Raw genomic sequence first — 13,998 nt, forward strand, 5'->3', positions numbered from 1 at the left:
CGCTGAATCTGCGCGAGCGACCCGGACAAAGGACCGCTCAGCAGCGGCGGACGACCCTGAAACGGCGAGCACGATTCGGCTACGCAGGATCGATGCTGATCTGGCCTCGTTCCGTGCGTCAGGCGCGCATCCACGCGGCCGCCCGATAGGCGCGCGGCGCCATCCCCACCTCGCGACGAAAGGCGGTGCTGAACGCGCTCTCGGACTTGTACCCGAGGTCGAACGCGATCTGGCCGATGGAGCGCGCCGGCTCACGGACCAACGCGTCCCGCGCCAGGCTCATGCGCCACGCGATCGCGTAGTCGTACGCCGGTCTCCCCACGAGCGCCTTGAAGCGCGCTGCGAACGCGGTGCGCGACATCCCGGCCGCGCGCGCGAGCTCGCCCACGACGATCGAGGACGCCGGGTCGCGGTGAATACACCGCAGCGCGACGCCGATGTGCGGATCGGCGAGGGCGGCGATCCACCCCACTCGCTTGCGCAGCTTCGTGCCGTCCAGCGACCGCAAGATGCTCACCAGGATGAGCTGCGCGATCCGGTCGAGCACGAATCCACGCGCCGCTTGATTCTCGACCACCTCGCGCACGAGCAGCCGTGCCAGCTCGTGCGTTGCCCCCGCCGCGGTCGCCGGGATGCGCAGCAGCGGCGGCAGCACGCTCGTCACCAAATGGGCGTGCTGGGGATCGAAGTTGAAGTATCCGCCGATGATTTGCACCTCGGCCACACCCCGCTTCGGACCGATGCGCAGCGTCTACGCGATCGCCCCACTGCTCGATCCTCACTTGCAAGAACAATGGCGACGCCTGCTTGGCGTCGGCCACTCAAAAGGGAAATAACATGACGACTCAAACGAACAAGCGTCTTGTTGAAGAGTTCTTCGCAAAAGTCAGCAACAATGACCTGGCCGGCGCATTCGCGATGATCCATGACGACGTTGCCTGGTGGAGCGCCGGGGGCGAACATCTTCCATTTTCCGGCGTCAAAAATAAGTCCGAATTTATTGAGGCGATGAACGCCGTCGGCGCAATTTTTCCAAGGGGGCTGAAACTCGTTCCCACCGGCTTGGTCGCGGAAGACGACCGCGTCGCTGTGGAATTGGCTGGTCACGCGGTGACGGCGGATGGCCGCAACTACGACAACCTTTATCATTCCGTGATCGCGTTCAAAGACGGGAAGATTGTCGCCGTAAAGGAGTATCACGACACGTTGTACGCAAAAATCGTTCTCGTCGACGGCCAACGGTGACGGCTGAGCAGGGAACCGGATCGCGCTGGAAAAGCGGGGCGGAAACCTCTAGATGGCATGGCCGACGTGGTCGTCCTGCCCGAACGTCGTCGTCGCCATCGTCATCGCGTTGAGCATGGCCTCTTCCGCCGCCTGGAACAGCGGGTTCAGCCGCCCGTCATATAGGGTACGATCCTGCCGACTGAGGCGGTCATGTAAGGAACTGGTCAAGGACATCTACCTTCCCCCGGACCTTCCCGTCATCGTCGCCTGCGCGGTCGCGCCAGCGAAGCGGCCCGAAGAGGAGGGCCACGCGCGACAGATCGACGTGTTCGAGCCGGGCCATAACGTCGAGCTTGCTCGACAGGAGCGCGGCGCCTGCCCTCCCCGAGCCAGGCGCAGGCCCACGCCGGAGCCGCCGGACGCCGCGCATCGGGCTCTGCCGGCGACGTCAGGCGCCCGCCGCGCTCGGGAAGCGCCGCGCCGATGTTAGGATGGCGCGCATGCCCCTGCCGCCCCGCGCTCCCGGAGCGCTCGCCGCGCTCGCCGCAGCGACCGACGATCCGCACCCCACGGAAGCGCTCCGCGCGCGCCGGCGCCCCGCGCGCCGCCACGGGTGAAGAACGCTCCCATGGACCGAGAGTGGCCGCTCGACGCAGAGGACTTCTTCGCCTACTACGCCTTCGCGCCCGCGGCGCTCGCCATCCGCGAGTGCGTGCGGCTGCGCGCCGTGCGCGAGCTCGACCTGCCGGAGCCGCTGCTCGACGTCGGCTGCGGCGACGGCCTGTTCGCGCGCCTCGCCTACCCGCAGAAGCAGGCGTGGGGCATCGACATCAACCCGACCGAGGTGCAGCGCGCGCAGCGGACCGCGTCGTACCGGACGCTCATCTGCGGCAACATCGTCAGCGTCCACCTGCCCGAGGCGTTCTTCGGCAGCGCCATCGCCAACTGCAGCCTCGAGCACGTGCCCGATCTCCACGGGGCCCTCGTGAACATCCGGCGCGCGCTCAAGCCCGGCGCGCGGCTCGTGCTCATCGTGCCCACGCCCGACTGGACGTTCCACCTCGCGCTGCCCGAGGCGATGCGCGCCGTGGGCCTGGTCGGCCTCTCGCGGGCGTACGGCGACGCGCTCGACCGGGTCTTTTCGCACGTCCACCTGTACGACGAGGCGGGCTGGCGCGATCACCTCGCGCGCGCGGGCTTCGACCTCACGGAGACGCGCCCGATCGCGGGCAGGCCGACCTCGTGGGCGTTCGACTTCATGCTGTACCCGAGCCTGCTCGGCTACGTGATGCGCAAGCTCACCGGCCGGTGGATCGCGATGCCAGCGCTCCGCCCGCTCACCGCCGACCTGGCGCGCGCCGTGGTCAACGCGGTCGGGCGCCTCGCCCCGGGCGGCGACGCGGCCGCCGAGTACCTGCTCGTGGCGCGGGCGCGGCCCGATGGCTGACCCGGCGGCGCCGCCCGGCGACTACTTCTCGAACCACCGGCGCCGCGAGCGGTTCCCGTGGTCGCTCTACCACGGCGCGCTCACCCGCCCCCTCGCGCGCGCCATCGCCGCGCGCGGCCCGCGGCCCCGCGTGCTCCTCGTCGGCTGCGGCCTCGAGGGCGAGATCCCCGGCGCTCCGCCCGCGACCGAGCTCTACGGCTGCGATCTCGACGCGCGCGCCATCGAGGCGTGCCGGCGCCTCTACCCGGCGCGCGCGGCGCGCTTCGCCGTCTGCCCGGGGCCCTACGAGCTGCCGACGGGCGGCGGCTTCGACGGCCCGTTCGACGTCGTCCTCGCGAAGGAGGTCGTCGAGCACACCCTCGATCCGTCGCGCTGGGCGCGCGGGCTCTCGGCGCGCCTCGCGCCAGGCGGCACCCTGCTGCTCACGACCCCGAACTACGGCCGGCTGTCCACGCTGCCGCTCCTCGAGGCCACGGTGCTCGAGTGGATCGCGCGCCGCGACGGCTTCTCGCGCAAGCACATCCACCCGAGCAAGTTCGACGCGCGCCGCCTCGCGGCGCTCGACGTCGGGGAGCAGATGCGGCTCGTGTCGGTGCGGCGGACGCTCACCGGCTGGTCGCTCCTCGGGACCTGGCGGCGCGCCCCGGGCTGACGCGGGCGCCGGCGAGCTCTATCCATGCTCCTCCTCCTGATCGCGCTCGGCGTCCTGGTCCTCCGGCTGGCCGAGCTCCGCGCCGACGCGGCCTCGGCATCCGCCGCGCCCGCGTCCGCCGCGCCCTCGCCCGCGCCCGCCTCGCCCGCGGCGCCCGCGCCCGCGCCGCGCCTCGCCTGGCTCGCCGCCGCCGCGGCGGTGGCGGCCGCGCTCCTGCCGGCGCTGCGCGACGCGCGCGCGCTCGCCGGGCCCGGCGCCGCGCTGTGGAAGGACGCGAGCTCGCACCTCGCCATCGCCTACGACATCGCGACGAGCGGCCTGCCGCACGGGTGGATCGACACGAACAACGGCGGCTTCCCGGTCGCGCTGCACTACCCGCCGGTCGGCTGGCTGCTCACGGCGGCGCTGATCCGCCTCGGCGTCGCGCCGGTGGTCGCGGCGAAGGGGCTCGGCCTCGCCGCCTTCGTCGGCGCCCCGCTGGTCGCCCTCGCCGCGGCCCGCGCGGCCGGCGCGCGGCCGGCGTCGGCGGCCGCCGGCGCGGTGGCGCTCGCGTGGGTCGCGCCGTACGTGCAGTTCGCCGGCGGGTGGCCGTCGTTCTTTCTCCTCGGGCTGCTCTCGCAGATCCTGGTCATCCCCCTCGTCGTCGCCTGGGCCGCCGCGGTGATCCGCCCCGCCCGCTTCGAGCTCGGGCCGGCGCTCGCCGCGGCCTGCGCGGCGACGCATCCGCAGGTCTTCGCGGTGAGCGCCGCCGTCCTCGCCGCGGCCGCGATCGCCGCGTGGGATCGGCGGCTGTGCGCGCGGGCGCTCCGCTCGCTCGCGGGCGGCGGCCTTGTCGCGGCCGCGCTCTACGGCCCCGGCATCGCGTCGATGGCCGTGCCCTTCGGCTGGCCAGCCGGCCTCGGGTGGCGGCACATCGGCTTCGGGCCCGAGCGCGTGCTGCCGTGGACGCTCGAGGGCGACCTGCTCGACTACGAGCACGCCCCGGTGATCGGCTCGGCGTGGATCGCCGCCTGCCTCCTGCACGCGACGCGCCTCCGCGCCCCGGCGTCGCGGGCCCTCCTCGCGGCGTCGGCGGCCGCGCTGCTCCTCTCGATGAGCGGCGGCTGGATCGCCTCCGCGGGCCCGCTCGGCCGCGCGCTGCTCTCCGTGTTCCAGCCGATGCGCGCCCTCGCCCTCCTGCCGCTCGTCGCGGCCGCGGCCATCGTCGCCGGGCTCGACCTCGCGGCCGCGGCGCTCGCGCGCATCGGCGCCGCGCTCGCCGCGCGCCCCGCGCTCGCCGCGCTCCTCCCGCGCCCCGCGCTCGCCGCGCACCTCCCGGCCGCGCTCGCCGCGCTCCCGCCCGCCGCGCTCGCGCTCGTCGCGGCGCTCGAGATCCCCGCCCGCGCGGCCGAGCTCCACGTCCTCGCGGAGAACCAGGCCTCGCTCGTCGCGTCGCGCGGCTGCCGGCCGCACGTCGAGGGCTTCGATCCCGATCTCATCGCCCGCTGGCTCGCCGAGGCGCCTCATGGCCGCGCGAGCTACGGCGCCGAGGACACGTTCGCGGCCTGCTCCAAGGTGCACGCCGCCGATCTCCGCAGCGCGGTCCCGATGGCGTTCTCGACCGGCGCGGGCGCGCACGTCGGCGCCCACGCCGCCGCCTTCCTCAAGCTGGCGCCCGAGCGCCCCGGGAGCGCCGCGCGCGCGGAGGCGCTCGGCGTCCGCACGCTCATCCACCTGACCGCGCAGAGGCCGGGGCCGCCCGAGGCGTGGGCGCTCGTGGACAGGCGCGGGCAGGTCGAGCTGTCGCGGCGGGTGGGCGGCACGGACTACGTCGGGCTCGGGTGCGTGCGCGAGGTGTGGCGCGGCCGCGAGGCCGATCTGCTCGCGGCGCTCTTCGAGCACCTGGCGCAGCCGCGCACCGTGCTCGACGCGCCCGGCGAGCTCGTGGCGCTGGAGGCGGCCCGCGGCCCGCTCGAGCGCCTCACCGCGGCCGACGACGGCTGCGACGCGTCCCGCGCCCGCGTGCGCGAGGCGCCGCGCGAGCCGGGCGCGTACGAGGCGATCGTCGACGCCGAGGCGCCGGTCGACGTGGTCTTCCGCGCCACGGCGTACGGCGGCTGGCGCGTGCGCGACGGCGGCGCCGAGCTGGTCCCGCGGCGCGTCGCCCCGGGCTTCTTCGCGGTGCGCGTCGGCCCTGGCCGGCACCACCTGGAGGCGGTGGCGGCGCTGCCGCGGCTTTACCTGCCCGCGCTCGCGCTCGCGTGCGCCGCCGCCCTCGCGCTCGGGGCCTCGTGCCTCCGGCGGCCGCTTTCGCCGCGACCGGCTCCCCTCCCGCCGCGGCGAGGGTGCTAGGATGGCGGCCCGACTCATGACCTCTCGAGCGACGCAGGCATGGCCAGAGCGGAGCTCTCATGGGCCGCGACGACGAACATCTCCGTCTCTGATGACAAGCGAGCCCATCGGACCACGGCGACGCCGTGTCGCAGGTGACGCCGAACGGGCCCAGGAGCGCTCATGAGGAACAGGTCTCGATCTGCCGGGGACAGCCGCGTTCCCCCCCGCCGTCGTCGCGCGTTCGGCGCCGCGTGGGCGGCGTCGCACGCCCTCTTCGCGATGCAGGTCGCCTGCGGCGCGTCCATGCCGCCGGCCGCCGACACGGTGCTGCGGAACGGCTTCGTGTACACCGTCGACGGCGCGGACTCGGTGCACCAGGCGGTCGCGGTGCGCGACGGCAAGATCGTTTATGTCGGCGCTGACAGCGGCGCGCAGGGGTATGTGGGTCCTCGGACCGAGGTCGTCGATCTGAAGGGCCGCATGCTGATGCCGGGGCTCGTCGACGGCCATTTGCACGTGATGTCCGGCGGGGCGCAGCGCCTGATGTGCAGCCTCGAGTACAAGACGCACACCATCGCGCAGCTCCAGCAGAAGATCCAGGCTTGCCTCGACAGCGAGCCGGCCAAGGGTCCCGACCAGTGGCTCGAGGTGACGAGCTGGGATCGGCAGGGCACGGTCTCGGTGGACGCCGACCCGACGCGGGCCGCGCTCGACGCGCTCAAGACCCAGCGGCCGATCCTCGTGCACTCCACCGATCACCACAGCGCGCTGACCAACTCGCGCGGCATGGCGCTGGCGGGCATCACCGCCAAGACGCCCGATCCGGTCGGCGGCAAGATCGGCCGCGACGCAGGCGGCCAGCCGACGGGCATCTTCGAGGATGCCGGCATCGCGCTGGTATCGGCGGCCATGCCGCCGCCGACGCCGGAGGACGACGTGCGCAGCGCCAAGGCGGCGCTCGACGCGATCCGCCGCCAGGGCGTGACCACCTTCATGGATGCGTGGTCGGACGAGCGCGCGCTGAGGGCGTTCACGGCCGTGCAGCGCAGCGGCGAGCTGACGGCGAGGGCGCTCTTCGCCATCATGCTCGATCCCGACCAGGTGGCGAAGGGTCCGGAAAAGGCGATCGCCGCGATCAAGGCGCTGGCGTCCTCCTACGATCAACCCGCCGCGGCGCCGGCCCCTTCCGTCACCGCTCGCCACATCAAGATCATGCTGGATGGCGTCCTGCAGGCGCCGGCCCAGACGGCGGCGATGCTCGCGCCGTACCATGTCAACGTGGGCACGGACGGCGCGCCGCAATGGGTCCCGGGCAAGCACAGCGGCGACGTGTACTATCCGCCGGACACGCTGAAATCGGTGATCCTCGCGGCGGTCGAGGCCGGGCTCGATCCCCACGTCCACGCGATCGGCGATCGTGCCGTGCGGCAGACGCTCGACGCTTACGAGGCCGTGCGCGCCCGGCTGCCGGGCAACGACGTTCGCCCGGCGATCGCGCATTGCGAGACGGTCGACCCGGCGGATTTCGGTCGCTTCAAGGCGCTCGGCGTGATCCCGGTGATGTCGTTCCAGTGGGCGCAGGAGGCCCCGTATTCCGTCGATGCGATGAAGCATCAGCTCGGGCCGGAGCGCTATGCCCGCCTGGAGCCCGAGGGCAGCCTGCACAACGCCGGCGCGAGGATCGCTTACGGCAGCGACTGGCCGATCGATCCGTTCGCCGAGTTCCTGGCCCTCAAGATCGGCGTCACGCGCAAGGGGGACCCCACGCATCCGGCCAGCTTCGGTCCGTCCTATGCTGGCCGGCTCAACGACGACCCGCTCCTGCCGCGCAACGTCGCGCTGCGCGCGATCACGATGAACTCGGCCTACCAGCTGCGGCTGGAGAAGGTCGTGGGCTCGATCGAGCCGGGCAAATTCGCCGACATGATCGTACTGGACCAGAACTTTCTTCAGATCCCCGAGGATGATCTCGGCAAGATTCAGGTGCTCATGACCATGGTCGGGGGGAAGATCGTCTACACCGCCGATGCATGGCGGCCGAAGGGGTAGAGGGCCGCGTCGCCCGAGGCCTCCCGAATCGCAAACCCCTCGCAGCCGGAGGATTTCAGCGTGTCGATCAAGGACCACCTCTCCATCTCCTCCGAGGTCAGGAAGGCGCTCGCGGCCGGCCGGCCGGTGGTGGCGCTGGAGTCGACCATCATCACCCACGGCATGCCTTATCCGCAGAACCTCGGGATGGCGCAGCGCGTGGAGGCGGTGGTCCGCCGGAGCGGGGCCGTGCCGGCGACGATCGCCATCATGGACGGCAAGCTCCGGGTGGGCGTGAAGGCGAACGATCTCGAGCGGCTGGCCAAGGCGGGCGGCAAGGCGGCCAAGGCCTCGCGGCGCGACGTGGCGGCGCTCCTGGTGTCCGGCGAGGTCGCCGGGACGACGGTGGCGACCACGATGATGGCGGCGGCCTGGGCCGGCATCCGGGTGTTCGCCACCGGCGGCATCGGCGGCGTGCATCGCGGCGCGGAGACGACGTTCGACATCTCCGCCGACCTCGAGGAGCTGAGTCGGACGCAGGTGGCGGTGGTCTGCGCGGGGGCCAAGTCGATCCTCGACATCCCCAAGACGCTGGAGACGCTCGAGACCAAGGGCGTGCCGGTCCTCGGCTACAAGACCGGGGATTTTCCGGCGTTCTGGGCGCGGCAGAGCGGGCAGAAGGTGGACCACAGGATCGAGAGCGCCAAGCAAGCGGCCAGGGTCATCGCGCTGCAGTTCGAGCTCGGCCTGGGCGGGGTCCTGGTGGCCAACCCGATCCCCGAGAGCCATGCCCTGGACGCGCGGGAGATCGAGGCGCGGATCGAGGAGGCGATCCAGGGCGCCGAGGCCGAGGGCGTGAGCCGCAAGGACCTGACGCCGTTCCTCTTGAAGCGCATCGTCGAGCTCACCGGCGGCAAGAGCCTCGTCGCCAACATCGCCCTGGTCGAGAACAACGCGGCGGTGGCGGCGGAGATCGCGGTGGCGTTGAGCAAGCTGAAGGCGAAGACGAAGGCCAAGGCATGAGCGCGGCCGGCCGCGTGCTCGTGGTGGGCGACGTGATGACGGACGTCATCGTCCGCCCCGAGGGGCCGCTGGTGCGCGGCTCGGACCGGCGCGCCAAGATCCAGCGCCGGCCGGGAGGCTCGGGGGCCAACCAGGCGGTGTGGCTCGGCGCGATGGGAGCGCGGGTGTCGTTCGTCGCCCGGGTGGGGGCCAGCGACAAGCCGCAGCTCGAAGCCTATTTCAAGGGCTGCCAGGTGGATGCCATCCTGGCGGCCGATCCGCGGGAGCCGTCGGGCGTGCTGGTCGTCCTCGTCGACGCCGACGGGGAGCGGAGCTTCCTCACCGATCGAGGGGCGAACCTCGCGCTCGAGCCTTCGGACATACCGCTATGGCTCCTGGACGACACGCGGCTGGTGCTCGTCTCGGGGTATTCGCTGTTCACCGAGGGGCCTCGGCGGGCGGTGCTGTGGCTCGCCGGAGAGGCGCGGAGCCGCGGCATCCCGGTCGCCATCGACGCCGCGTCGGTGGGCTTCCTGCGGGAGGTGGGGGCCGGGGCCTTCCTCGAGTGGACGAGGGGGATGTCGACGCTGCTCGCCAATGCCGACGAGGCGGAGGCGCTCTCGGGCACCGGCGACCTCGCCGCGCAGATGATCGCGCTGGGGGCCTGTTTCGAGCGGGTGATCATCAAGCGCGGGGCGCGGGGCGCGGCGCTCGGCGGACGGCGCGGCGTGCGCCTCGACGCGCCGGCGCCGCTGGTGGAGGTGGTGGACACGACCGGGGCCGGCGACGCGTTCGCGGCCGGGTTCATCGCCGCGGAGCTCGAGGGCGCGGGCGAGGCGGCGTGCCTGCGGCGCGGGATCGAGGCGGGATCGACGGCGGTGACGCAGCTGGGCGGACAGCCGGGGTAGCCAGCGTCCTGGGCCGCTGGCTCCCGGCCCCCTCGCCTGCCCATCGGGCGCCGTCGTGGCGCTTCACGTGGCCGCCGGCTCGTCCGCCCTCCAGCCGCTGTCGTGCTCGCGGTCCGCGCGGGGGCTCTGGTAGCCTGCGGCGTCGGTCGAGCGCGGGGTGCGCGGCCTCGCCAAGGACCGCCAGGAGGGAAGACCGTGTTCGTTTCCGTCAAAGGGGCTGAGCTGTTCTACTCGGTGCAGGGCGATGGGCCCGCGTGCCTCGTCCTGTCCAGCATCGGCACGCGGCCCTACGAGCGGCAGATGCCGGCGCAGCTGAGCGACCGCCTCAAGCTCGTCCATGTCGACCTGCGGGGGAGCGGGCGATCGACCGGCGATCCGGCCGATCTCACCTTCGATGCGCTCGCCGAAGATCTGGAGTCCGTCCGATCCGCGCTCGGGCTCGAGCGGATCGCGGTCCTGGGCCACTCGATCCTCGGCGCGCTGGCGGTCGAGTATGGCCGGCGTTGCCCCGGGAGCGTCTCGCACGTGATCGCGGTGGGCACGCCGCCCAGCGGCGACATGGCCCTGCTCTCGGCGCGCTCTGCGTCGTTCTTCGAGGAGGACGCGTCGGAGGAGCGAAAGAGGATCCTGCGAGACAACCTGTCCAGGCTGCCCAAGGACGCGCCGCCGGGCCACGCCATGCTCGCGCAGACGCCCTTGCGCTTCTTCGACCCGCGCATCGACGCCGCCCCGCTGTTCGCGGAGGCGGACGTCAAGCCCCAGTTCTTCGCCCATCTCCTCGGGAGGCTCGCGCCGGCCTGGGACATCCGGGTCGACTCGGGCTCGCTGCGCGTCCCGATATTCCTCGCGCTCGGGCGCTACGACTACGCGATGCCTCACGTCCTCTGGGAAGGCGTCGCGCCGACGCTGCCCACGCTCACGCCGCACCTGTTCGAGCGCAGCGGGCACCAGCCGTTCTTCGAGGAGCCGGAGCGGTTCACCGCGGCCGTGACCGCCTGGATGGATCTGAAGCGCTGACTCCGGCGGCCCCGCTTATCTGGATTCGACCCGTCCGAGCGGGTTGGGTGCGCCAGTCAGCGCGTTTTGCGCTTCCTGCCAAGCGGGATCTCCGGGGTAGAGCTCGGTGCGGAGGTAGGCCCAGGTGAGACGCTGGACGGCAGCCACTCGCTCGGGGTTTTCGTCCGTGGTCTCGGCGACGTCATATCCCGAGACGCCGCCCAGCCCGTGCCCTGCATCGAACAGGGTGACCAGGGACTTGGGGCTCGGGGAGAGGAAGTAGGGATCGGCGTGCCAGTCGGCGCCTGCGACCGTCAGGTGGGGAGAGGCGTCTTTATCGCCGGCGATCACGAGCGCGGGCGCCGTCATCGTGGAGAAGTCGATGGTCGAGAAGATAGGATACTTCTTGGCCGCGAGCTCGCTGAGGGCGTCGCCGCCTCTGCCGGGCGCGGCGAGCAGCACGCCCGCCTTGATCCGAGGCTCGGCGAGGTTCACCTCCGTTCCGTCGTGGGGATCTCTGAGCCGCGCGCCCAGCAGCACGCTCGCGGTGTGCCCGCCCATCGAGTGCCCGACGACGGCCACCTTGCTTCGGTCCAAACGCCCGGCGAGCGCAGCGACGGCGCCCTCGATCGCGTCGAGCTGGTCGAGGATGCGCTTCATGTCCTCGGCCCGCGATCGCCAGTACAGCGGCGCCTCGGGGTGATCGGAGTCCCTGAACGGGAGCGTCTTCGAGTCGAGATGGGTCGGCTGGATCACGACGAAGCCGTGTGCCGCGAAGTAGTTGGCGAGCGGGGCGTAGCCGTTCAAGGAGGAGAGGTGGTTGGAGGGGCCGTGGCCGTGCGAGAGCAAGAGGATGGGCAGCGCGCTTCCGGTCACGGGCGCGGAGACGCGCACCTGGAGATCGACGGCGCGGCCGGGGGCCGGCAGCACGACTGGGCTGACCGAGAGGACCGGCGTGGGTGCGCGGGGGATGTCGGCTGCGGGAGTCGGTTTGCTCATGATGTTGATTTCCTTTCGTGGGCTCGGCCCCGTGAAGAGGGCCCTGGCGCCATCGGGACGCCCCGGCCTCACCCCGGCTGCTTCTCCAGGTACTCCCGCACGCGCGCGAACGCGTTCGGCTGCGTGTAGACGTCCCCGCGGCCGCTCAGGGCTGCGTCGCACACCAGCCTTCGTACCTCCCGCCGCCGCCCTCCGGTTGGAAGGATCGGACATTTTCGTCGGCCCTCCCGCGCCGGCTTGACCGGCCGCGGTGCGCGCGCGAGACTACGAGGGTGCCGCGCACGATGGACTCTGCAACCTCGACGTTCTCGCTCTCCCGCTTCGTCGAGGAAGTTCGCGCTGTCGTACCCGTCGCTGGACGCGCACTCGACGTCGAATGGCTGCCCAACGGGAGGACGACCCTTGTCTTTCGAGTCATCGAGGAGGGCCGGAGAGGGGATGTGGCCGTCGCGGGCACGCGGACGCGTGCGCTGTTCAAGAACGCAACCGGCGTCGCGCGGGCGGTGATGCTTCAGTTCAAGCCAGGCTGGTCGGGGCCGCTGCTGGGCGTGGCCGCCAACGCGCTGACGGACCGGATCGTCCCGCTGGAAGACATCTGGGGCCGTTCTGGCGGCGACCTCTGCCTCGATCTCCTCGCGGCGCGCAGCCTGCCGGAGGTGCTCGACCGACTCTCCCACGCGATCGCCCTTCGTACCCACGAGACCTCCGAGCCGGCGTCGGCGCGGCTCGCTCGCCGCGCGGTTCGCCTGCTCGAAGGAGACGAGGTTCGGGTGGAGCGCGTGGCGGAGCGGCTCGGCGTCACGGCGCGGCATCTCCGCCGCGCCTTCACGGAGAGCGTCGGCATCGGGCCGAAGGATTTCGCGCGGACCGTTCGCCTGCAGCGCGCCGTGCGGAGGGCGGCGAGCTCGAAGGACTGGGCACGCATCGCCGCGGACGCGGGCTATTACGACCAGGCGCACCTGATCGCCGACTTCCGGGAGCTCGTCGGGCTCACGCCGGGCGCCTTCCTGAAGCGCGCGGGCGCTCGGGGCGGCGAGGCCATGGCCGGCTGCGCCCCCTCGCGCTGACGCCCGGCCACGGGGCGCCCCGGCCCCCCCGCCCGCGCGCTGCTCAGATGCCCGAGGCCGACGCGAGGCAGGCGTCGAGCTCGGGGGTGTCCCGCCAGCCGCACTGGCCGGACGCGTCGCGCTCGCAGACGCCGTGCTCGCCGTAGCACGCGTACTCCTCGCGCCACTCGCACGTCGTGAGCACGTCCTGGTCCGCGCAGACCTGCCCGCTGCAGCCGGTGACCACGCAGCGCGCGGGGCCGCCGCCACGCGCCGCCTCCAGCACGCCCCCGCCGCCGAGGCACGCCGCGAGCTCCGGCGTCTGTCGCCAGCCGCACTGGCCGGACGCGTCGCGCTCACAGATGCCGTAGTCGCCGTAGCACGCGTACTCCTCGCGCCACTCGCACGTGGTGTACACGACCTGGTCCGCGCAGACCTGCCCGCTACAGCCGGTCGGCCTACAGCGGCCGGGCTTGATCCCCCCGGCCGCCGCGGAGACGAGCTCGGCGGGCGCGCTGTCCACGCCGTCGACCTCGGGGACAGCCTGGCCGCAGCCGTCGTCATTCGCCCCGGCCAGCAGCGGGACGCACAAGAAGAGCACAGAGAAGGCAAACCGATGACGCGTGGTGAAAGAATTCATAAGACCTCCTTAACAAACCAAAAATAAAGTACGGAGTGCCCGGAACCGGCGAGCTCCTGTCCTTAGATCACACGGCGGCCCAGCGCAACCCGCGGCGTCGATCGCACGATCCAGCGTCCCGGGGTCGGCGGCTGCTCGCGATCCGCGCGGCCTCCTGGACGGCCTAATCGGGTCATGCCGCCGTGGCCATGGCACACATCGCCGTGGGCACACAGCGGCACACTCGCGGTAGAGTCGGCCCGAAAACGCCGTCTTATCATTCGTTCAAGAGTGGCACGCTTGTTGACTGGAGGCGTGTTCGGAGGCGATGATGATTCGACCAGCGACAGCGATCTTGATGGCTCATGTGCTCGTTGGATGCGGCGGCGAAGCCAACGATGGTGGTGAGGCGGCCGCCGGCGGTGATGAAGCGGGCGCGGCCGAGTGCGGAGTCCTGCAAGGGCCGCCCAGGGGGGCGTGCAGCGCAGGTGAGGAATGCAGCTTCCACGACGCCGGCTGCGACTACGATAGCTATTGCAAGGATGGCTCTTGGGCCACCATCCGCACCTGCTCGGCCACGAAGACGTGCCCGCGGGGAGGCTTGACGGCCGGCGGCTCGTGCTCGGACGAGGGCGCCGGGTGCCGCTACGACGAGGGCGGCGCGTGCGTCAGCGATCTGACCTGTACCGGCGGTGTCTGGACCGAATCCGACCCCGGCTGCTGAGGAGATCGCCTCCGCCGTCGGTCGGGTCGGGCTGGCG

14 protein-coding genes are annotated in these 13,998 nt (G+C 72.2%); 10 read left to right on the forward strand and 4 right to left on the reverse strand.

The genetic code is table 11. The features are described from left to right. Positions 1 to 118 precede the first annotated feature (118 nt). Positions 119 to 724, reverse strand: coding sequence for an AraC family transcriptional regulator (locus tag WME98_RS03605; protein WP_437949973.1), 606 nt, complete (start codon positions 722 to 724; stop codon positions 119 to 121). Between the two features lie 113 nt (positions 725 to 837). Between WME98_RS03605 and WME98_RS03610 the strand changes: the two genes are divergently transcribed. Beyond that, positions 838 to 1,245, forward strand: coding sequence for a nuclear transport factor 2 family protein (locus tag WME98_RS03610; protein WP_437949974.1), 408 nt, complete (start codon positions 838 to 840; stop codon positions 1,243 to 1,245). Between the two features lie 48 nt (positions 1,246 to 1,293). Here the strand turns inward: WME98_RS03610 and WME98_RS03615 are convergent, their stop codons facing one another. Further along, a complete protein-coding gene (locus WME98_RS03615) occupies positions 1,294 to 1,455 on the reverse strand; it encodes a hypothetical protein (protein WP_437949975.1) in 162 nt (53 codons plus the stop codon). Between the two features lie 400 nt (positions 1,456 to 1,855). On the opposite strand from WME98_RS03615, the gene WME98_RS03620 reads away from it, so the two are divergent. The 7 genes from WME98_RS03620 to WME98_RS03650 all read left to right on the forward strand — a co-directional run bounded on the left by WME98_RS03620 (position 1,856) and on the right by WME98_RS03650 (position 10,594). Next, a complete protein-coding gene (locus WME98_RS03620; RefSeq protein ID WP_437949976.1) occupies positions 1,856 to 2,674 on the forward strand; it encodes a class I SAM-dependent methyltransferase in 819 nt (272 codons plus the stop codon). After that, positions 2,667 to 3,326, forward strand: coding sequence for a class I SAM-dependent methyltransferase (locus WME98_RS03625; protein WP_437949977.1), 660 nt, complete (start codon positions 2,667 to 2,669; stop codon positions 3,324 to 3,326). Before WME98_RS03620 ends, WME98_RS03625 begins: the two co-directional genes overlap by 8 nt. 24 nt (positions 3,327 to 3,350) lie before the next feature. Further along, positions 3,351 to 5,657 (forward strand): hypothetical protein, encoded by a 2,307-nt coding sequence (locus tag WME98_RS03630; RefSeq protein ID WP_437949978.1) that lies wholly within the window; start codon positions 3,351 to 3,353, stop codon positions 5,655 to 5,657. A gap of 162 nt (positions 5,658 to 5,819) precedes the next feature. Next, on the forward strand, positions 5,820 to 7,688 hold the full coding sequence (locus WME98_RS03635) for an amidohydrolase (RefSeq protein ID WP_437949979.1): 1,869 nt from the start codon (positions 5,820 to 5,822) through the stop codon (positions 7,686 to 7,688). Between the two features lie 60 nt (positions 7,689 to 7,748). Then, positions 7,749 to 8,690 carry a pseudouridine-5'-phosphate glycosidase gene (locus tag WME98_RS03640; RefSeq protein ID WP_437949980.1) on the forward strand — a complete coding sequence of 314 codons (942 nt, stop codon included), beginning with the start codon at positions 7,749 to 7,751 and terminating at the stop codon, positions 8,688 to 8,690. After that, entirely contained in the window at positions 8,687 to 9,577 is an 891-nt protein-coding gene (locus tag WME98_RS03645; RefSeq protein ID WP_437949981.1) for a carbohydrate kinase family protein, read from the forward strand. The genes WME98_RS03640 and WME98_RS03645 overlap by 4 nt, the downstream gene beginning before the upstream one ends. Positions 9,578 to 9,772: 195 nt before the next feature. Next, positions 9,773 to 10,594: an alpha/beta fold hydrolase gene (locus tag WME98_RS03650; protein ID WP_437949982.1), complete on the forward strand. Its 822-nt coding sequence runs from the start codon at positions 9,773 to 9,775 to the stop codon at positions 10,592 to 10,594. Positions 10,595 to 10,609: 15 nt separating this feature from the next. Here the strand turns inward: WME98_RS03650 and WME98_RS03655 are convergent, their stop codons facing one another. Then, positions 10,610 to 11,572, reverse strand: a complete 963-nt coding sequence (locus tag WME98_RS03655; protein ID WP_437949983.1) for an alpha/beta hydrolase family protein — start codon at positions 11,570 to 11,572, stop codon at positions 10,610 to 10,612. A 284-nt stretch (positions 11,573 to 11,856) separates the two neighbouring features. Between WME98_RS03655 and WME98_RS03660 the strand changes: the two genes are divergently transcribed. After that, positions 11,857 to 12,639 carry a helix-turn-helix domain-containing protein gene (locus WME98_RS03660; protein WP_437949984.1) on the forward strand — a complete coding sequence of 261 codons (783 nt, stop codon included), beginning with the start codon at positions 11,857 to 11,859 and terminating at the stop codon, positions 12,637 to 12,639. Between the two features lie 43 nt (positions 12,640 to 12,682). Here WME98_RS03660 and WME98_RS03665 read toward each other — a convergent pair whose 3' ends face one another. Next, positions 12,683 to 13,258: a hypothetical protein gene (locus WME98_RS03665; RefSeq protein ID WP_437949985.1), complete on the reverse strand. Its 576-nt coding sequence runs from the start codon at positions 13,256 to 13,258 to the stop codon at positions 12,683 to 12,685. Positions 13,259 to 13,604: 346 nt separating this feature from the next. Between WME98_RS03665 and WME98_RS03670 the strand changes: the two genes are divergently transcribed. Continuing rightward, positions 13,605 to 13,961: a hypothetical protein gene (locus WME98_RS03670; protein WP_437949986.1), complete on the forward strand. Its 357-nt coding sequence runs from the start codon at positions 13,605 to 13,607 to the stop codon at positions 13,959 to 13,961. Positions 13,962 to 13,998 lie beyond the last annotated feature (37 nt).

The organism is Sorangium sp. So ce296, from assembly GCF_051529605.1.
Taxonomy (GTDB): domain Bacteria; phylum Myxococcota_A; class Polyangia; order Polyangiales; family Polyangiaceae; genus Sorangium; species Sorangium cellulosum_D.

Bases quoted from the DNA above. Each gene is read 5' to 3' on its own strand.
- WME98_RS03620 (WP_437949976.1), top strand. From the start codon at position 1,856: ATGGACCGAGAGTGGCCGCTCGACGCAGAGGACTTCTTCGCCTACTAC.
- WME98_RS03625 (WP_437949977.1), top strand. From the start codon at position 2,667: ATGGCTGACCCGGCGGCGCCGCCCGGCGACTACTTCTCGAACCACCGG.
- WME98_RS03645 (WP_437949981.1), top strand. From the start codon at position 8,687: ATGAGCGCGGCCGGCCGCGTGCTCGTGGTGGGCGACGTGATGACGGAC.
- WME98_RS03655 (WP_437949983.1), bottom strand. From the start codon at position 11,572: ATGAGCAAACCGACTCCCGCAGCCGACATCCCCCGCGCACCCACGCCG.
- WME98_RS03665 (WP_437949985.1), bottom strand. From the start codon at position 13,258: ATGAATTCTTTCACCACGCGTCATCGGTTTGCCTTCTCTGTGCTCTTC.
- WME98_RS03610 (WP_437949974.1), top strand. From the start codon at position 838: ATGACGACTCAAACGAACAAGCGTCTTGTTGAAGAGTTCTTCGCAAAA.
- WME98_RS03660 (WP_437949984.1), top strand. From the start codon at position 11,857: ATGGACTCTGCAACCTCGACGTTCTCGCTCTCCCGCTTCGTCGAGGAA.
- WME98_RS03635 (WP_437949979.1), top strand. From the start codon at position 5,820: ATGAGGAACAGGTCTCGATCTGCCGGGGACAGCCGCGTTCCCCCCCGC.
- WME98_RS03630 (WP_437949978.1), top strand. From the start codon at position 3,351: ATGCTCCTCCTCCTGATCGCGCTCGGCGTCCTGGTCCTCCGGCTGGCC.